Annotated in this window: 19 protein-coding genes; 10 read left to right on the top strand and 9 right to left on the bottom strand. The window is 74.5% G+C overall.

The window, feature by feature from the left end:
• Positions 1-2 precede the first annotated feature (2 nt).
• A complete protein-coding gene (locus tag CCO04_RS19845) occupies positions 3-557 on the top strand; it encodes a GNAT family N-acetyltransferase (RefSeq protein ID WP_215815889.1) in 555 nt (184 codons plus the stop codon).
• On the opposite strand, the gene CCO04_RS19840 is transcribed toward CCO04_RS19845, so the two are convergent.
• From CCO04_RS19840 to CCO04_RS19825, 4 genes are read right to left on the bottom strand one after another with little or no spacing between them, the layout of a single operon-like run.
• Positions 550-1314, bottom strand: a complete 765-nt coding sequence (locus CCO04_RS19840) for an SDR family oxidoreductase (protein WP_308281378.1) — start codon at positions 1312-1314, stop codon at positions 550-552. The two genes, CCO04_RS19845 and CCO04_RS19840, sit on opposite strands and share 8 nt — an antisense overlap.
• Positions 1311-1970 (bottom strand): HD family hydrolase, encoded by a 660-nt coding sequence (locus tag CCO04_RS19835; RefSeq protein WP_215815888.1) that lies wholly within the window; start codon positions 1968-1970, stop codon positions 1311-1313. The genes CCO04_RS19840 and CCO04_RS19835 overlap by 4 nt, the downstream gene beginning before the upstream one ends.
• On the bottom strand, positions 1952-3388 hold the full coding sequence (locus CCO04_RS19830) for a carboxyl transferase domain-containing protein (protein ID WP_215815887.1): 1437 nt from the start codon (positions 3386-3388) through the stop codon (positions 1952-1954). Before CCO04_RS19830 ends, CCO04_RS19835 begins: the two co-directional genes overlap by 19 nt.
• Positions 3385-4614 (bottom strand): CaiB/BaiF CoA-transferase family protein, encoded by a 1230-nt coding sequence (locus tag CCO04_RS19825; protein WP_252373570.1) that lies wholly within the window; start codon positions 4612-4614, stop codon positions 3385-3387. The genes CCO04_RS19830 and CCO04_RS19825 overlap by 4 nt, the downstream gene beginning before the upstream one ends.
• Positions 4615-4731: 117 nt before the next feature.
• On the opposite strand from CCO04_RS19825, the gene CCO04_RS19820 reads away from it, so the two are divergent.
• Positions 4732-5433 (top strand): FadR/GntR family transcriptional regulator, encoded by a 702-nt coding sequence (locus CCO04_RS19820; protein ID WP_215815886.1) that lies wholly within the window; start codon positions 4732-4734, stop codon positions 5431-5433.
• Positions 5430-6188, top strand: a complete 759-nt coding sequence (locus CCO04_RS19815; protein ID WP_215815885.1) for a sulfite exporter TauE/SafE family protein — start codon at positions 5430-5432, stop codon at positions 6186-6188. The genes CCO04_RS19820 and CCO04_RS19815 overlap by 4 nt, the downstream gene beginning before the upstream one ends.
• A gap of 4 nt (positions 6189-6192) precedes the next feature.
• Here the strand turns inward: CCO04_RS19815 and CCO04_RS19810 are convergent, their stop codons facing one another.
• Genes CCO04_RS19810 through CCO04_RS19800 form a run of 3 tightly spaced genes read right to left on the bottom strand, consistent with a single transcriptional unit; the run spans position 6193 to position 7868 of the window.
• Positions 6193-6771: a TIGR03086 family metal-binding protein gene (locus tag CCO04_RS19810; RefSeq protein WP_215815884.1), complete on the bottom strand. Its 579-nt coding sequence runs from the start codon at positions 6769-6771 to the stop codon at positions 6193-6195.
• Positions 6764-7225: a hypothetical protein gene (locus CCO04_RS19805; protein WP_215815883.1), complete on the bottom strand. Its 462-nt coding sequence runs from the start codon at positions 7223-7225 to the stop codon at positions 6764-6766. Before CCO04_RS19805 ends, CCO04_RS19810 begins: the two co-directional genes overlap by 8 nt.
• 52 nt (positions 7226-7277) lie before the next feature.
• The gene (locus CCO04_RS19800; RefSeq protein ID WP_215815882.1) at positions 7278-7868 is read right to left on the bottom strand and encodes a TetR/AcrR family transcriptional regulator; all 591 of its coding nucleotides are present in this window, start codon (positions 7866-7868) and stop codon (positions 7278-7280) included.
• A gap of 98 nt (positions 7869-7966) precedes the next feature.
• Here CCO04_RS19800 and CCO04_RS19795 point away from each other — a divergent pair, with 98 nt between their 5' ends.
• From CCO04_RS19795 to CCO04_RS19780, 4 genes are read left to right on the top strand one after another with little or no spacing between them, the layout of a single operon-like run.
• Positions 7967-9634, top strand: a complete 1668-nt coding sequence (locus tag CCO04_RS19795; RefSeq protein WP_215815881.1) for an AMP-binding protein — start codon at positions 7967-7969, stop codon at positions 9632-9634.
• Positions 9631-10182 (top strand): hypothetical protein, encoded by a 552-nt coding sequence (locus tag CCO04_RS19790; RefSeq protein ID WP_215815880.1) that lies wholly within the window; start codon positions 9631-9633, stop codon positions 10180-10182. Before CCO04_RS19795 ends, CCO04_RS19790 begins: the two co-directional genes overlap by 4 nt.
• 25 nt (positions 10183-10207) lie before the next feature.
• The gene (locus CCO04_RS19785) at positions 10208-10987 is read left to right on the top strand and encodes an SDR family oxidoreductase (RefSeq protein WP_215815879.1); all 780 of its coding nucleotides are present in this window, start codon (positions 10208-10210) and stop codon (positions 10985-10987) included.
• Between the two features lie 60 nt (positions 10988-11047).
• Entirely contained in the window at positions 11048-11293 is a 246-nt protein-coding gene (locus CCO04_RS19780) for a hypothetical protein (protein ID WP_215815878.1), read from the top strand.
• On the opposite strand, the gene CCO04_RS19775 is transcribed toward CCO04_RS19780, so the two are convergent.
• A complete protein-coding gene (locus CCO04_RS19775; RefSeq protein WP_215815877.1) occupies positions 11280-12149 on the bottom strand; it encodes an LLM class F420-dependent oxidoreductase in 870 nt (289 codons plus the stop codon). The two genes, CCO04_RS19780 and CCO04_RS19775, sit on opposite strands and share 14 nt — an antisense overlap.
• A 51-nt stretch (positions 12150-12200) precedes the next feature.
• Here CCO04_RS19775 and CCO04_RS19770 point away from each other — a divergent pair, with 51 nt between their 5' ends.
• Complete coding sequence (locus tag CCO04_RS19770; RefSeq protein WP_215815876.1) at positions 12201-12902, top strand: peptidylprolyl isomerase; 702 nt, start codon at positions 12201-12203, stop codon at positions 12900-12902.
• Here CCO04_RS19770 and CCO04_RS19765 read toward each other — a convergent pair.
• A complete protein-coding gene (locus CCO04_RS19765) occupies positions 12889-13770 on the bottom strand; it encodes an SDR family NAD(P)-dependent oxidoreductase (protein ID WP_215815875.1) in 882 nt (293 codons plus the stop codon). The genes CCO04_RS19770 and CCO04_RS19765 overlap by 14 nt on opposite strands.
• A 54-nt stretch (positions 13771-13824) precedes the next feature.
• Between CCO04_RS19765 and pepN the strand changes: the two genes are divergently transcribed.
• Both pepN and CCO04_RS19755 read left to right on the top strand, forming a co-directional pair.
• Positions 13825-16260, top strand: coding sequence for an aminopeptidase N (gene pepN / locus CCO04_RS19760; protein WP_215815874.1), 2436 nt, complete (start codon positions 13825-13827; stop codon positions 16258-16260).
• A complete protein-coding gene (locus tag CCO04_RS19755) occupies positions 16260-17072 on the top strand; it encodes a formate dehydrogenase accessory sulfurtransferase FdhD (protein WP_215815873.1) in 813 nt (270 codons plus the stop codon). The genes pepN and CCO04_RS19755 overlap by 1 nt, the downstream gene beginning before the upstream one ends.
• Positions 17073-17104: the final 32 nt, after the last annotated feature.

Genomic DNA, 17104 nt, shown 5'->3' with positions numbered 1-17104 from the left:
GCTTGCTCCCCACCTCGGTCCCGCGGATCGACCACCCGCCCGTCGTGCTCCGCCCCTTCGCGGAGCACGACGCGGCGCTGGTCGCCTCGGTCGTCGACGACCCGGTGATCCCGCTGATCACGACGGTCCCCACGACCGCAGACCCTGCGGCGATCGCGGCGTACCTGCGCCGGCAGCACGACCGTCTCGCGCAGGGCGTCGGCTACTCCTTCGCGGTGGCCGACGCGGTCACCGGCGAAGGGGTGGGCCAGATCGGGCTGTGGACGGCCGACCTCCCCGCCGGCCGTACGACGACCGGGTACTGGATCGCGCCCCAGCACCGCCGCCGCGGCTACGCCCGCGCCGCGCTCGCCGCGGTGACCTCGTGGGCGCTGGCCCACGACGAGGTCGCCCGCGTCCAGCTGCACGTCGAGCCGGTCAACGAGGCGTCGTGGCGCACCGCCGAGGCCTGCGGCTACGAGCGCGAGGGGCTGCTGCGCTCGTGGGAGCGGGTCGGCGCGGAGCGCCGCGACATGTACGTCTACGCGGCCGTGCGCCCCGACCGGACGCTCAGGTGAGGTTGAGCCCGCCGTCCGAGAGGAGCACCTCGCCGGTGAGGTAGTCCGACGCGACCAGCATCGCGACCGCCTGGGCGATGTCCTCGGGACGGGCGGCCCGGCGCATCGGCGCGCGCTCGCGCCACAGCTCCTGGGCCGCGGTCCAGTCGGCGGTGAGCGGGGTGTCGACCAGGCCCGGGGCGACGGCGTTGACCCGGATCTCCGGGGCGAGCGCGACGGCGAGCAGCCGGGTCGTGTGGTTGAGCGCCGCCTTGGTCGCGGCGTACGGGATCGAGGCGCCCTTGGGCCGGACGCCCGCGTGCGAGCTGATGTTGACGACGCACCCGGCGCGGCCGCGGCCGTCGCGAGCGGCCCCGCGGAGGTGCGGCTCGGCCTCGGCCACCAGGTGGAACGGGGCGATCACGTTGACCTCGTGCAGCTCGCGCCAGAGCGCGGGAGTCGCCGCGGCGAGGTCGGCGTGCGGGACGACGCGGCTGATGCCCGCGTTGTTGACGAGGACGTCGAGACGCCCGGCGTGGGCGGCGGCCTCCCGGACCAGCCGGACGCGGTCGTCCTCGTCGGCGAGGTCGGCCTGCACGTAGACGGCGTCACCCAGCTCGGCGGCCATCGCCTCGCCGGCGGCGACCGAGCTGCGCGAGTGCAGGACGACGGTGTACCCGTCGGCGACGAGGCGGCGGGCGACGGCGGCGCCGATCCCGGAGGTGGATCCGGTGACCAGGGCGACCGGGCGCTCGGCGGCGGTCGGCACGGCGCTCACGCCTCGTCCGGCCGGATCCAGCCGCGGCGCAGGCCCTCGTCGACCAGCTGCCCGGTGAAGGAGCCGAGCGAGGTCGAGCCCGCGACGACACCGGCCTCGCGCGCCCGGACGGTGCTCTCGGTGGCGCCCGGCAGCTGCCAGGTGCCGCCGCGCGCGAGCCAGTTGAGGAGCATCGGCTGGAGCCGGTCCATCGCCTTGCCGAAGCGCGCCTCGGGCGACCGCCCGGCCTCGAACTCGTCCCACAGCGCGCGGATCTCGCCGGCCTGGTCGGCGGGCAGCAGCCCGAAGAGCCGCTCGGCGGCGGCCTCCTCGCGCTCGGCCTGGTCGTCGGCGGCACCGGGCACGAACACCGGGCTGTCACCGGCGTAGATCTCGACGAGGTCGTGGATGACCACGAGCTTGACCGCGTGACCGACGTCGATCGGCTCGTCGGCGTACTCGGCGAGGAGGACGACCATGAGCGCGAGGTGCCAGGAGTGCTCGGCGTCGTTCTCGCGGCGCTCCGCGGCGGCCAGCGGCGAGGCACGCAGGATCGTCTTGAGCTTGTCGGCCTCCGCGACGAACCGCAGCTGGGCGGCCAGCCGCTCGCCGACCCCCTCGGGGAGCGGCGAGCGGTCGAGGATGAGGGGGTCGTCGGTCAGCGGGACGTCGGGCATGCGCCCAAGCCTGCCAGCACCCGGCCGACCTCCGCCGCGACGGCGACCGCGAGGTCCGTGGCGGAGTCCCCGTCCCGCTCCGGTACGACGACCTGGATGCTCCCTGCCGCGAGCAGGTCACTCGCCCGGACGTGCTGCGCGCGCGCCATCGCGGGCGCGTGGTCGACGTCCCCGTGCATGATCACGCTGGCGCCCTCGGGCGGCAGCGGGGTGAGCCAGGCCCGCTCGGCCGCGACGATCGTCTGGGCCGGCAGCAGCGCGAGGGCGCCGCCACCGCAGCCCTGGCCGAGCAGGACCGACACCGTCGGCACGCTCAGGGTGGTCAGGGTGGCGATGCAGCGGGCGATCTCGCCGGCCATCGCGCCCTCCTCGGCGCGCTGCGAGAGCTCGGCGCCGGGGGTGTCGATGACGGTGACCAGGGGCAGCCGGAGCTCCTCGGCGAGCCGCATCCCGCGGCGGGCGGCCCGCAGGGCGGCCGGTCCGAGGGGCTGGGTCTCGCTCTGGCGGGCGCGGTCCTGGCCGACGACGACGCAGGGCTGGCCGTCGATCCGGGCGAGCGCGACGAGGACGGAGGAGTCCCGCTCGCCCTCGTCGGTGCCGTAGAGCCGCACCCGCTCGGTCGCGCCGTGGCGCAGGAGGTCGCGGACGCCGGCCCGGCCGGACGCGCGCGTGGCCACGATGCTGTCCCAGGCGTCGCGCTCGACCAGGTCGCCCTCGCGTCGCGGCAGGGCCGGTGCGGTGGGGGCGTCGACGAGGACGTGGAGCGTCCGGTCGACGAGCGCGGGCAGGTGCTCGGTCGGGACGACCGCGTCGATGATGCCCTTGGCGACGAGGTTCTCCGCGACCTGGACGCCGGGCGGGAACGGCTTGCCGTTGAGCGCCTCGTAGACCTTGGGACCGAGGAAGCCGACGAGCGCGCCGGGCTCCGCGACCGTGACGTGGGCCAGCGAGCCCCAGGACGCGAACACCCCGCCGGTCGTCGGGTGGCGCAGGTACGCCAGGTAGGGCAGGCCCGCGGCACGGTGGTCCATCAGCGCGCGGGAGATCTCGACCATCTGCAGGAAGGCGGGGGTGCCCTCCTGCATCCGGGTGCCGCCCGAGGCGGTGGCCGCCAGGAGGGGCAGGCCCTCGGCGGTCGCCCGGCGTACGGCGGCCACGATGCGCTGCGCCGCGGCCCGCCCGATCGAGCCGGCCAGGAAGCGGAACTCGTTGACGACGACCGCGACGGGACGCCCGTGCACCAGGCCGCGGCCGGTGAGCACGGACTCGTCGGTGCCCGCCTTCTCGGCGGCCGCGCGCAGCTCGGCCTGGTAGGCCTCGGGGTGAGCGCTGATGTCGACGGGCGCGTCCCAGGAGGTGAAGGTCCCGGGCTCGAGGACGAGGTCGAGCAGGTCCCGGGCGCCGAGCCGGGCGCTCACGCCTCGCCCCGCACCCAGTCGCGGACGGCGGTGCCGTGCTGGTCGAGCGTCGGCGGCGCCCGGTGCCCGGTGGGCGTCTGCTCGGCGCCGTCGGCGCCGAAGAAGCGCAGCGGCGGACCCGGCAGGGTGACCGTGCCGAGGGTGGCGTGCTCGACGTCGAGCAGCAGTCCCTGGCTGGCGGTCTGGTCCCAGTCGTAGACCTCGTCGAGGGTGCGCACCTTGCCCGCCGGGATGCCCGCGTCGGCGAGCTTGGCGAGCAGCTGCTCGGCGTCCCAGTCGGCGAAGACGCCCTCGACGAGCGCGATCGTCTCGGCCCGCCGGCTCACCCGCTCGGGGTTGGTCGTGAAGCCCTCCTGGGCCGGGTCGAGGTCGAAGGCCGCGCAGAAGCGGGCCCACAGCGCCTCGGAGCCGACCGCGATCTGCACGGCGCCGCCGGAGCAGCGGAACAGCCCGTAGGGCGCGATCGACGGGTGGTGGTTGCCCTGGGCCTGGCCGAGCTCGCCGCCGACGGTCCAGCGGGTGCCCTGGAAGGCGTGGACTCCGACGACCGCCGCCAGCAGCGAGGTCCGTACGACGGTCCCGCGGCCGGTCCGCTCGCGCTCGTGGAGCGCGGCGAGGACGCCGTAAGCGCCGTACATGCCGGCGAGGACGTCGGCGATCGGCGTCCCGACCCGCTGCGGGTCCTCGGGACCGGAGCCGGTCAGCGACATCAGACCCGCCTCGCCCTGGGCGATCTGGTCGTAGCCGGCCCGACCGCCCTCGGGGCCGTCGTGGCCGAAGCCGGTGATGGAGAGGGCGACCAGGCGCGGGTTGCGCTCCTGGAGCCGGTCCAGGCCGAGCCCGAGGCGCTCGAGCACGCCGGTCCGGAAGTTCTCGACGATGACGTCGGCACGGTCGACCAGGTCGAGCAGGACCGCACGGTCGGCGGGGTCCTTGAGGTCGAGCGCGATCGACTCCTTGTTGCGGTTGGCGGAGAGGAAGTACGTCGACTCCCGCTCCCCTCCCCCGTCGGGCGTGACGAACGGCGGCCCCCACCCGCGCGTGTCGTCGCCGTGGCCGGGCGCCTCGACCTTGACGACCCGGGCGCCGAGGTCGCCCAGCATCATCGTGGCGTGCGGGCCCGCCAGCGCGCGGGAGAGGTCGACCACCAGGACGTCGGACAGCGGTCCTGACAGCGACGACGGAAAGCCCTCGACGTCCGGCCGTGCGGCCTGGTCAGCTCCCATGGTGGTCCACCTCTCCCGTGCACGCCGGCGAGCCCGGCACCGACCCAACCGGCTGGGAGGTTGGATCAGTGGCCTAGCCAATAGGACAATGTCGCCGGCTGTCAATAGGATGCGGACATGGCCGACGGACGACCGCTCCCCCCGAAGGTGACCCGGACCCGCCTGTACGAGCAGGTCGCCGAGCAGATCACCGAGTGGATCACCGCCACCGGGCTCGCCGTCGGCGACCGGCTCCCGCCCGAGCGCGAGCTCGCCCAGCAGCTCGGCGTCAGCCGGGCCACCCTCAGCCAGGCGCTCGTCGCGCTCGAGGTCGTCGGCGTCGTCACCGTCCGGCACGGCGACGGGACCGTGCTCACCCGGCCCACCGAGGGCACGATCGCCCAGGCGATCCGCGCCCACGCCGACCGGCTGCCCGAGATCATCGAGACTCGCGACGCGCTGGAGACCAAGATCGCGGCGCTGGCGGCCGAGCGCCGTACGGACACGGACCTGGCCGAGATCGAGGCCGCGATCGCCGCCATGGAGACCGACGTCGCCGCGGGCGGGCGCGGGGTCGAGGGCGACGAGCGCTTCCACGCCGCCGTCACCGCGGCCAGCCACTCCGCGCTCCTGGCCCGGCTCATGCTCGAGATCGGCCCGCTGGTGCGCGAGACCCGGCTCGAGTCGCTCTCCCAGCCCGAGCGCCCGCACGCCTCGCTCGCCGGTCACCGGCGCATCGCCGACGCGATCGCGGCCGGCGATCCCGCGGCGGCCGCGGCCGCGATGCACGCCCACATCGGTCTGGTCAGCGACGTCGCCCTGATCCGTACCGACGGGTGAGCGGCCTCGAGCAGCTCGCCGTCCTGGCGGCCGGCTTCGGCGCGGGCATCCTCAGCTCGACCGTCGGCGTCGCCTCGCTGCTGAGCTTCCCCGTCCTGGTGGCGCTCGGGCTGCCGCCGGTCGTCGCCAACGCCTCCAACACGGTCGGGCTAATCCCGGCCGGGCTGAGTGGCTCCTTCGGCTACCGCGCCGAGCTGCGCGAGCACCCCCGGGTCACCCGCGTCGTCCTGGCCTGCTGCGCGCTGGGCGCCGTCGTGGGCGCGATCCTGCTCCTGGCCCTGCCGGCCGCGGCCTTCGAGACCGCGGTGCCGTGGCTGATCCTGCTCGCGTGCGGCCTCGTCGGCGCGCAGCCGTGGATCGCGCGCGGGCTCGCCCGCTACCGCGACGCCGAGGACGGACCCCGCCACCACCTGTCGCCGCTGACCACGGTTTTCGCCGGCCTGACCGGCATCTACGGCGGCTACTTCGGCGCCGGAGCGGGCGTGATGATGGTGGCGGTCCTGGGCATCGGAACGGACGTCGAGCTGCGCGTGGTCAACGCGCTCAAGACCCTCTCGCTCCTGGCCGGCAATGTCGTGGCGGGGCTGATCTTCGTCGTTGTCGCCGACCTCGACTGGGCGGCCGTCGGGCTGCTCGCGGCCGGCTCGATCGGCGGTGGCTACCTCGGCGCGCGGATCGGGCGGCGGCTGCCGTCGGGGGTCTTCCGGGCGGCCGTCGTGGCGGCCGGCGTGGTCGTCGCGATCGTGATGCTCTGAGCGCTCAGCGCCGTCCGGCCAGCCGCAGCAGCCGGTCCTGGAGGCTGTCGCCGGGACCGGCCAGCGCCGTCGCCGGCCCGTAGTAGCCGTGCCCGCGCAGCCGCTCGATCGTCGCCGCGGACCCGATCAGCCGGGCGCAGAGGTCGTCGCCCAGGGCCGGGTCGGACCCGGTTGCGACCGCGATGTCCCAGGCGTGCAGGGTCTGCTCCAGGAGGCGCAGCTCGAGCAGGTCGCGGCCGGTGATGTCGCCCGCGGAGTGGCGCGCCGTGCGGTCGAGCGCACCCGGCTCGGCGAACGCGGCGCGCAGCGCACCCTGGATCTCGTCGAGCGCGGCGACCGGGTCGTCGCCCAGGAAGGTCAGCGCCCGGGAGGCGGTCACCTCCTCGGCCGGCGCCCCGATCACCCAGAGCCGGTAGCGGACGGCGTCGCCGATGACGTGCTCGGCGACGTCGCGCGCGGTCCAGCCCTCGCACGGTGACGGCGCATCCCACTGGTCCGGGGCGACGTCCGCGAGGCGGGCGCGGAGCAGCGCGGTGGCGGCGTCGAGGTGCGCCAGATCGGCCTGGTCGGCCAGGTCAGTCACCGGCGACCACCAGCGAGCCGCCGTCCCAGGTCGCGACCAGGCGGGCGCCGGCCCCCTCCCCCTCACGCCGTACGACGACCGAGCCGGGCAGCCGGTCGACCAGCTCGCCGGCGTCCCAGAGCTCGAGCACGGCCTGCTCCTGCTCGCCGGCCAGCGCGCGCTCGTAGCAGCCGAGCGCGACCGGGTCGGTCGTGCCGTCGTAGACCCAGCGGGTGCCGAGCACCGAGTGCTCCAGTGTGCCGACGAGCGTCGCGCTCTCGTGGGGCGCGCCGCGGTAGGTCAGCGGCACGTGGCGCACCTGGTCGCCGACGCGGAGCAGGAACGCCTCGACGCCGACCTCGCCGGCCGGGTCGTCGTACCGGAAGGCGCCGAGGACCTCGACGTCCACGGCGAGCCAGCCGGACAGCAGCTCGGCCTTGCTCGGGGTCAGCGTCGCGCGGTGGATGATCGCCATGACCCGACCCTAGAGCGCGCCGCCGACAGGCGGGCGCGATCCGGCGGTCGGCTCAGCGCACCCGCAGGCCGTCGACGACCGCGGTGACGAGCCCCTCGACCCAGGCGTCGTCCACGGCGTCGTGCCCGCGTAGGACCATCGCGACCAGCGTGGCCCCGAAGACCATCTCGACGAACACACCCAGGTCGATGTCGGGTCGCGCCTCGCCGCGCTCCGACGCCTCGGCCAGCCGGCCGGCCAGGGACTCCCAGCCGGAGGCCAGCAGCCGGGCGCTGAGCTCCTGCTCGAGCGCGTGGTCGGCCATCATCTCGCTCATCAGCGCCGGGGTCGCGCGCCGGCCCGCGGGCGAGCCGACGATCGCCAGGCAGCGCTCGACGACCGCGCGGACCTCCGCGCGCAGGTCGGCGGCCCCGGTCGGGGCGCCGACGGCGTCGGTGGGGTAGACCGCCTCGTGCACGAGGTGGGCCTTGGAGGCCCAGCGCCGGCGGATGGCGGGCACCGACGTCCCGGCACGCTGGGCGATCGCGCGGAAGGTCAGGTCGGCGTACCCGAGCTCGGCGACGAGTTCGCGCGTGGCGACGAGCACGGCCTCGTCGATCCGGCTGTCGCGCGGACGGCCGGCGGCGGCTGCTGCCTCGCTCATGGGTACCTCCTCAGATCACCAGACCCTTGACGGTAGGGCGGAGTCTATTTATGTTTCGTTCCGCAACGCAATGTGAAGCGGATCACCCAGGAGCACGCGTGACACCTTCGTTCCCCCACGGCTCGGTCGCGGAGCTGCTGCTCGCGCGCGCCGAGGACGACCATCCTGCCCTCCTGTTCGGCGACGACACCCTGACGTGGCGGGATTTCGTCGCCGCGGCACAGGTCCGGGCCGGAGCCCTCACCGCGCTGCGGCGCCCCGGTCCCTGGCACGTCGGCGTGCTCATGGACAACGACCCGGAGTACCTCCTGCTCATCGCCGGCGCCGCGCTGTGCGGCGCCACCGTCGTCGGGGTCAACCCGACCCGGCGCGGGGCCGAGCTCGCCGCGGACATCCGCGCCACCGACTGCCAGACCCTCCTCGTCGGGCCCGAGCACCGCGCCCTCCTCGACGGTGTGGACACCGCCGGGGTCGACGTCCTCGACCTGCACGGCGAGCGCTACCGGGACGCGATCGCCGCAGCGGAGGAGCACCCCGTCGCCACCACCGCTCCCCCGGGCACCGAGCACGTGCTGCTCCTGCTCTTCACGTCCGGCTCGACGGGCGCGCCCAAGGCGGTCGTCTGCTCGTCGTTCCGGCTCGCGGTGATCGGTCAGCTCAACCGGCACGGGCTGACCCGCGAGGACGTCGCGTACAACGCGATGCCGCTCTTCCACGGCAACGCCCTCATGGCCGCATGGGCGCCGATCCTCGTCGTCGGCGGCACGCTGGCCATGCGCGATCGGTTCTCCGCCTCGGGCTTCCTGCCCGACGTCGAGCGCTTCGGGGCGACGTTCTTCAACTACGTCGGCCGGGCGCTGTCCTACGTCCTCGCCCAGCCCGAGGACCCGCGCGAGGGCCGCACCCGGCTCCGCTACGGCTTCGGGACCGAGGCGTCGACGCGGGACCGCGAGGAGTTCGTCCGGCGCTTCGGCTGCCGCGTCGTCGAGTCCTACGGCTCGTCCGAGGGCGTCTGCGCGATCCTGCGCAGCCCCGACACTCCCCCGGGTGCGCTCGGCCGGCCCGATCCCCAGATGGGCCTGGAGATCGTCGGCGCGTCCGGGACGGTGTGCCCGCCCGCCGCCTTCGGCCCGGACGGCCGGCTCCTCAACGCCGCCGAGGCGATCGGCGAGATCGTGGTGCGCGGCGGCGCGGCCCGCTTCGAGGGCTACTACAACAACCCCGCGGCCATGGCCGCCAAGGTGCGCGACGGCGACTTCTGGACCGGCGACCTCGCCTACGCCGATGCCGAGGGGCACTTCTGGTTCGCCGGGCGCAGCTCGGACTGGATCCGGGTCGACAGCGAGAACTTCGCGACCGCGCCGATCGAGCGGATCCTCGCTCGGCACCCGGCTGTCGCCACCGCGGTCGTGTACGGCGTACCGGACCCGCGCACGGGCGACGAGGTGATGGCGTCCCTCCTGCTCGTGCCCGGCGAGAGCCTGGAGGCCGCCGCGCTCGACCGCTTCCTCGACGAGCAGCCCGACCTCGGCACCAAGTGGCGTCCGCGCCTGGTGCGCGTGGTCGAGGACCTGCCCCTGACCGGCACCGGCAAGCTCGACAAGCAGGTGCTGCGCGGCGAGGCCTGGCTCACCGACGACCAGGTCCTGCACGCCACCCCCGACGGCTACCGCCCCTTCACCGCGGCCGACCGCACCGCCCGGGAGGCGTCCTTCGCCGCCCACGGCCGGCTCGCGCTCCACCCCACCGAAAGGCAGCACCCATGATCGAGCTCAACCGCAACCACCTCGTCGACCTCATCACCGAGCGGCTCGCGGCCACCGAGTCCCCGCGCCAGCGCACGATGCTGGAGCGGATGCGGGTCCACGCGGCCGCCGAGCGCGACGGCGACCTGGAGACGCTGGTCGGGACGCTCGGCGAGGCCACGAACTACCACTTCTGGGAGCTCTCGGGCGATGTCGGGCCCAAGACCCGCGAGGGCGTCGCGGCGTACTACCGCAACCTGGTCGAGCACAACGGCCACGTCCTGGAGTTCTTCTGCGAGCGGATGGTCGTCGACGACCACTGCATCGTCATCGAGGGCAACCTGACGATGATCCAGCCGGGCGCGCTCATGGTGCAGCACCCGATGGCGGGCGACTTCGCCGAGGCCGACAAGAACTACCTGATCCGGATGCGCAACGTGATCTTCTGGTCCTTCGACGAGGAGCTCATGATCATCGGCGAGGACTCCTACAGCGGCGGCCCGATCGAGATGCGCGTCCTCGAGGACCACGAGCTGCCCGCCGACTTCGCCGCGCTGGTCGGCGCCTGACCCCCGGTCGGCGATACTGCGCTGCATGAGCCAGCGCAGTGTCGTCGTCACCGGAGCCGCGGCCGGCATCGGCCGGGCCGTCGCCGAACGCTTCCACGCCGCCGGCTACCTCGTCGGCGCGTACGACGTGGACGCCGCCGGGCTCGCCACCCTTGCCGGCGAGCTCGACGGCATCGTCACCGGCGAGCTCGACGTCCGCGACGCCACGGCCTGGGAGCAGCGCCTCGCCGAGCTGACCGAGCGCACCGGCGGCACCCTCGACGTCCTCGTCAACAACGCGGGGATCCTGCGCAGCGGCCCGTTCGCCGAGATCCCCCTCGACGCCCAGCAGCGGATCGTCGACGTCAACGTCAAGGGCGTCCTCAACGGCTGCCACGTCGCCCATCCCTACCTGCGCGCCACCCCCGGCGCCCACGTGGTCAACCTGGCCTCGGCCAGCGCGATCTACGGCCAGCCCGAGCTGGCGACGTACTCGGCGACGAAGTTCGCGGTCCGCGGCCTGACCGAGGCGCTCGACCTGGAGTGGGCCGCCGACGACATCACCGTCCGCGCGGTCTGGCCGCTCTTCGTCAGCACCGAGATGACCAGCGACATGGACATCGCCTCCACCCGCGCCCTCGGCGTCCGGCTCACCGCGGACGACGTCGCCCGCGAGGTCCTCGACGTCGTCGGCGCCCACCGGCTCCCGCAGCCCGTGCACCGCGCGGTCGGGACGCAGGCCAAGGTGCTCATGGCGTCGTCGGGGCTGGCGCCGGCCTGGGTGCTGCGCCGGATCAACGCGCGGATCGCGGGCGGGCACCGGTGAGCGCGGGTCGGGTACGAGCGGCCGAGCTGGTCGCCGCGGGCTCGCGGGGCCGCGCTGTCCGTGCTCGCAGCGGCCTGGTCGCTGCTGACCTACCGGCCCGAACGTCGCCGCCGCGCGGTGGCCGTGGCCGCGGCGCTGGCCGCCGGTTTCGGCGCCTGGTGGTGCCTGGTCGCCGGTCTCGGTCTCTTCGGCGCGGGTCGGTCCGACGTGACCGTGGCGTCCGTCCGCTGGCTGGTGCTCGCGGCGCTCGCCCTCGGCGCGGCCGTGACCGCGGTGGCCGGCGGCCGCCGGGTCACAGCTCCCTGACGCGCGGCAGGGCCTGCTCGACCAGGTCGACCGCCCATCCCTCCGGGTCGTCGGTCGGCGGCATCATCGAGGTGAGCGTGACGCCGAGCGCGGCGTACTGCTCCATCTCGCGCGCGAACCGGTCCGGCTCGGCGACCGGGTCGCCGAACCACAGGATGGTCTTGCGGATCTCGTCGTAGTCGCGCCCGGCGTCGTCGCAGTGGCGGCGCAGGACGTCGAGCTTGTGGGCGACGCCGTCGGGGCCCTCGCCGGTGAAGAGGTTGCAGGCGTCGCCGTAGTGGGCGACCAGGCGCAGCGTCTTGCGCTCCCCGGAGCCGCCGATGACCACCGGCACCCGCCCCCGTACGGCGGGCGGCACGCAGATCGTCTCGGCCAGGCGGTAGTGCTCGCCCTCGAACGGGCCGTCGTCGTCGCTCCACATCTGCCGGCAGATGCGCAGCGTCTCCTCCAGGCGCTCGAAGCGCTCGGCCATCGGCGGGAACGGTACGCCGAGCCCGGCGTGCTCCCGGTCGTACCAGGCCGCGCCGATGCCGAGCCAGGCCCGCCCGTGCGAGAGGACGTCGAGGGTGGTGACGACCTTGGCCAGCAGGCCCGGGTGCCGGTAGGTGACGCCGGTGACGAACAGGCCCAGGTCGATGCGCTCGGTCAGCGCGGCGACGTACCCGAGGGTGGTGTAGCCCTCCAGCATCGGCTCGGCGGGACCGCCGGCCATCTCCATCTGGAAGTAGTGGTCCATCACGGTGAACAGGGCGATGCCGCCCTCGTCGGCGACCTTCGCGGTGGCGGCGATCCGGTCGGCGAGCGTGGTCTGCCACTGCGGGTGGGTGAAGGTGGCGTAGTGGATGCCGAGGTCCATGGAGCCAACGTAGCCCCGGAGCACTCAGGTCCGCTGCGTACGATGCGCCCCATGCGTTCTCGCCTGCTCGCCGGAGTCCCGGCCCTGTTGCTGCTCGCCACGCTCTCCGCCTGCGGGGAGGACGACTCGCCCAAGGCCGCGAAGGACCCCGAGAAGGGCACGTCCTGCAAGTACGTCGAGTCCGGCGACCCCGCGCGCGACGTCACCCCGCCGCCGGCGACCACCGACCTCACCGGCGAGGTCCCGGCCGTCCTCCAGACGTCGGTCGGCGAGCTCAAGGTGACCCTGGACGCCGACAAGGCGCCGTGCACCGTCGCGTCGTTCGCGTCGCTGGCCGAGCAGGGCTACTACGACAACACCTCGTGCCACCGCCAGGGCAACGACCCGGGCTTCGAGTTCCTCCAGTGCGGTGACCCGTACTTCGACCCGAAGGCCGCGCAGCCCGACGAGAAGACCGGCATGGGCGGTCCCGGCTACACGATCCCCGACGAGGTCGACGGCACCGAGACCTACCCGGCAGGCACGCTCGCGATGGCCAACACCGGGCAGCCGGACTCGGGTGGCGGGCAGTTCTTCATCGTCTTCGGCGACTCGCAGTTCCCGCCGTCGTACACGGTGTGGGGCCACCTCGACGCGGCGTCCCTCGAGACGCTCAAGAAGGCCACCGCGTCGGGCAACGACGGCTTCTGGGCCCAGAGCGGCGGCGGCCGCCCGAAGACCCCGGTGACCTTCGAGAGCATCAAGGTCGGCTGAGCTCGACCGAGCGCTCCCACAGCGCCTGCGCCAGCGCGGGGTCGTCGGCCTTCGGCGACATCCGCGCGGGCGCGGGCCAGCCCCACAGCTCGGTGACCCCGTGGGGGCCGATGTAGGTCCCGCTCGGGACGTCCATCGTCGCGGCGTAGACCGTGCACAGGGCGCCGCGCCAGGCGGGCATGCCGACGAGCTTCTGGCCGTAGTAGCCGATGGCGGTGACCACGGGGTTGCCCGAGCCGCCGGTGATCTTGGTGGCGGACGCTCCCGGGTGCGCGGCGACGGCACGCAACGCCGAGCCCTCCGCGGCGAAGCGGCGGTCGAGCTCGCGCATGAAGAGCAGGTCGGCGAGCTTGGAGTCGCCGTAAGCCTGGAACGGCCGGTACGGCCGCCGCTCCCAGCCGAGGTCGTCGAGGTCGAGCGCGCCCGAGCGGTGCTCGCGCGAGCTGACCATCACGACCCGGTCGGTGAGCAGCGGAAGGAGCTCCTGGGTGAGCAGGAAGTGCCCGAGGTAGTTGGTCGCCAGGTGCATCTCGACGCCCTCCGCCGAGCGCCCCAGCGGTACGCCGAGCACCCCGGCGTTGTTGACGAGCACGTCGACAGGACGCCCGTCCTCGCGCAGCCCCGCCGCGAACGCCCGGACCGACGCCAGGTCGCTGACGTCGACCTGGCGCACCTCGACCCGCCCCTTGTCGTGGCCGGGCACCGTCCGGGCCGCCGCCTCGCCCTTGTCGACGCTGCGGCAGGCCATCACGATCTCGGCGCCGCGCGAGCCCAGGATCCGGGCGGTCTCGAGGCCGAGACCGCCGTTCGAGCCGGTGATGACGAACCGCCGGCCCGGCTGGGGCGGCACCTGGGTCCACGGACGCATGGCCCGAACCCTCCCACAACCACCAGGCCCGCGGGCGGGTTCTAGGCTGGCGGGATGAGCCTCACCCGCGCCGAAGCCGAGCACCGCGCGAGCGTCCTCGACGTCGCCTCCTACGACGTCGACCTCGACCTCAGCGGAGCCGACGACGTCTTCGTCTCCCGCACCACCATCCGGTTCCGCAGCGAGACGAGCACCACGACGTTCGTCGACGTGAAGCCCACGGCGCTGCACGCCGTACGGCTCGACGGGGCGCCGCTCGACACCGGTCTCCTCGCCGACGGCCGGGTGCCGCTCGACCTGTCCGCGGGCGAGCACGAGCTCGTGGTCGAGGCGACCATGTCCTACCGCCACGACGGCGAGGGGCTGCACCGCTCGGTCGACCCGGCCGACGGGCGCGCCTACGTCTACGGCATGTCGTTCATGGACGCCGCGCCGTCGGTGTTCGCCTGCTTCGACCAGCCCGACCTCAAGGCGCCGTACACGATGCGGGTCACCGCGCCGGCCGACTGGCTCGTCGTCGGAAACGCGCCCGCCCGCGAGATCGGCAGCGAGGGGACGACGAAGCGCTGGGAGCTCGGCCCCACGCCGCCCCTGGCGACCTACTTCGTGACCGTCGTGGCCGGGCCGTACCACGTGCTGCGCGACGAGCACGACGGCATCCCGCTCGGCCTCAGCGCCCGCCAGAGCCTCGCCGCGACGCTCGACCGCGAGGCCGGCGAGCTGTTCACGCTGACCCGGCAGTCGTTCGACGAGCTGCACCGGCTGTTCGGCATCCGCTACCCGTTCGGCGACTACCACCAGGCGTTCGTGCCGGAGTTCAACGCGGGCGCGATGGAGAATCCCGGCTGCATCACCATCCGCGACCCCCTGCTGTTCGAGTCCAGCTCGACCCGGGCCGACCGCAGCTTCCGCGCCAACCTCATCGCCCACGAGATGGCCCACCAGTGGTTCGGCAATATCGTCACCCCGGCGTGGTGGGACGACCTGTGGCTCAACGAATCGTTCGCCGAGTACATGGGCCGTCGCGTCATCACCGACGCCACCGAGTACGCCGACGCGCCGGTCCACGACTCCTACGCCCGCCGCACGTGGGGCATCACCGCCGACCAGCGCCCCACCACCCACCCGGTCGCCGGCAACGCCGCCCCCGACGCGCTCTCGGCGCTCCAGAACTTCGACGGCATCTCCTACGCCCGCGGCGCCAACGTCCTGCGCCAGCTCGCGATCCGGCTCGGCGACGACGCCTTCCTCGGCGGCGTGCGCGAGCACTTCGAGCTGCACCGCTTCGGCAACGCCACCATGCACGATCTGTTCGCGAGCTGGGAGCGGGCCGCCGGTGGCGCGACCCTCGACGGCTTCGTCAAGGACTGGCTGCTGACGCCCGGAGCCGACCGGCTCGACCTCGACCGCAGCGCGGGCGTCGTCCGGCGGACCTCGCCGGCGGCCCACCCGGCCGAGCGCCGGCACCAGCTCCAGGTCGCCGTCCACGGTCCCGACGGGTGGACCCAGCAGGCGTTCGTCGTCGACGGTGCCGAGACCCCGCTCGCGGTGGGCGAGGCCCCGGTCCTGCTCGACGCGGCCGAGACCACCTGGGCGGTCTGCCCGCCCGACGCCCTGACCATGGCCGCCCTGCCGGCGCTCGCGCCCGGGATCACCGACCCCCAGCTGCGCGCGACGATGTGGAACAGCGTCCGGCTCGGCCTCTTCGAGGGCGCGCTGACGCTCCCCCAGGTCGCCGACCTGCTGGCGGCCGCGCCGCCGGTGGAGGACACCTCCGACGGCGCCCGCAACCTGCTCCCGTGGGTGCTCGAGACCGTGCTCCCCCTGGCGCCCGACGGCACCACCGAGCGCTTCCACGCCGCCGTCCGGGCCGCGGCCGAGGCCGCGCCCGAGGGCTCTGAGCTGCAGCTCTCGGCGTTCCGGGCGACCGTGCTCTCCGCGGGTGACGCGGCCGAGCTCGAGCGCTGGGCGGCCGGCGAGGACGTGCTCCCCGGCATCGCCGCCGACGTCGACCTGCGCTGGAAGGCCCGCCGCCGCCTCGCCGAGATCGGCGCCACCGACCAGGGCGCCCTCGACGCCGCCCTGGCCACCGAGCCGACGGGCGCGGCCAAGGTCCACCACGCGCGGGCCGTGGCCTCGCTGCCCGCCACCGAGGCCAAGGAGTTCGCCTGGGCCCGCGCGACCGGCGAGATCGAGGTGCCCAACTACGAGGTCAAGGCCGCGGGGGCGGGTCTGTGGCGCGCCGACCAGCGCGCGCTGACCGAGCACTACGCGCGCGCCTACTTCACCCAGCTCGGGACCCTCATCGAGGCGCACCAGGGCTGGGTCCAGGGCGACGTGATCGAAGCGTTCTTCCCCATCACCCACCTCGACGACGCGACCGAGGCGGCCGCGCTGGCCGCGCTCGACGGCGACCTGCCGGGCGCCGTGCGCCGGCGCCTGACCGACCGCCTCGACGAGCTGCGGCGACGCCGGGCGGTGCTGGCGTGATGAAGGCCCGGCGCCCCGGACCGACCGGGCGCCTGCGCGTCGCCGAGCACCTCGCCACCGGCGTACGCCGCCACGAGGACCGGGTCCTGACCGAGGAGCCGCTCGAGATCCGTCTCGCGTGGCCGGGCGCCGCGGCCCGCCGGGTGTGGACGACGCTGCGCACCCCCGGTCACGACTTCGAGCTGGCCGCCGGCTGGGTCCACCACGAGGGCCTGGGCCGGGCCTCGGGCGTGGCCTACTGCACCGACGTCGAGCTGCGCCCCGAGCAGGAGTTCAACGTCGTCACGGTGACCCTCGACGCCGTCCCGGCGCGGGTGCCGAGCCAGCTCGACGCGCTCAGCGCCGGGTCGGCCGCCTGCGGGGTGTGCGGGACCGACGAGGTCGACGAGGTGCTGGCCCGCCGGCCCTCGCTCCCCTGGTCGGGGCCGCTGCCCGCGGACGACCTGGTGCGGACGTTGCCCGACCTGATGCGGCCCCGGCAGGAGCTCTTCGCCAAGACCGGCAGTGCGCATGCGGCCGGGCTGTTCAGCGCGGCGGGCGAGCTGGTCGTCGTACGGGAGGACGTGGGGCGGCACAACGCCGTCGACAAGGTCGTCGGCGCGCGCCTGCTCACCGGCGCACCGTCGGCCGAGGCGGTCCTCGTGATCAGCGGCCGGGCCGGGTTCGAGCTGGTCCAGAAGGCCGTCGCGAGCGGGATCGGCGCCCTCGTCGCGGTCGGGGCCCCCACCGGGCTCTCGGTGCGGATGGCCGAGGCCGGCGGACTCGCGCTCTACGGCTGGACCCGCGCCGAGCGGACCGTCCGCTACGCCTGATCGGCCGCTCACCGGCGAGCCCCTCGGGGTTC

Origin of the sequence: Pimelobacter sp. 30-1 (assembly GCF_018831735.1) — a bacterium.
Classification (GTDB): domain Bacteria; phylum Actinomycetota; class Actinomycetes; order Propionibacteriales; family Nocardioidaceae; genus Nocardioides.
The sequence above is the reverse complement of the archived record's forward strand: the minus strand, read 5'-3'. Positions and strand labels throughout refer to the sequence as shown.

Bases quoted from the DNA above. Each gene is read 5' to 3' on its own strand.
- CCO04_RS19785 (WP_215815879.1), top strand. From the start codon at position 10,208: ATGAGCCAGCGCAGTGTCGTCGTCACCGGAGCCGCGGCCGGCATCGGC.
- CCO04_RS19790 (WP_215815880.1), top strand. From the start codon at position 9,631: ATGATCGAGCTCAACCGCAACCACCTCGTCGACCTCATCACCGAGCGG.
- CCO04_RS19755 (WP_215815873.1), top strand. From the start codon at position 16,260: ATGAAGGCCCGGCGCCCCGGACCGACCGGGCGCCTGCGCGTCGCCGAG.
- CCO04_RS19765 (WP_215815875.1), bottom strand. From the start codon at position 13,770: ATGCGTCCGTGGACCCAGGTGCCGCCCCAGCCGGGCCGGCGGTTCGTC.
- CCO04_RS19775 (WP_215815877.1), bottom strand. From the start codon at position 12,149: ATGGACCTCGGCATCCACTACGCCACCTTCACCCACCCGCAGTGGCAG.
- CCO04_RS19805 (WP_215815883.1), bottom strand. From the start codon at position 7,225: ATGGCGATCATCCACCGCGCGACGCTGACCCCGAGCAAGGCCGAGCTG.
- CCO04_RS19835 (WP_215815888.1), bottom strand. From the start codon at position 1,970: ATGCCCGACGTCCCGCTGACCGACGACCCCCTCATCCTCGACCGCTCG.
- CCO04_RS19800 (WP_215815882.1), bottom strand. From the start codon at position 7,868: ATGAGCGAGGCAGCAGCCGCCGCCGGCCGTCCGCGCGACAGCCGGATC.
- CCO04_RS19825 (WP_252373570.1), bottom strand. From the start codon at position 4,614: ATGGGAGCTGACCAGGCCGCACGGCCGGACGTCGAGGGCTTTCCGTCG.
- pepN (WP_215815874.1), top strand. From the start codon at position 13,825: ATGAGCCTCACCCGCGCCGAAGCCGAGCACCGCGCGAGCGTCCTCGAC.
- CCO04_RS19770 (WP_215815876.1), top strand. From the start codon at position 12,201: ATGCGTTCTCGCCTGCTCGCCGGAGTCCCGGCCCTGTTGCTGCTCGCC.
- CCO04_RS19820 (WP_215815886.1), top strand. From the start codon at position 4,732: ATGGCCGACGGACGACCGCTCCCCCCGAAGGTGACCCGGACCCGCCTG.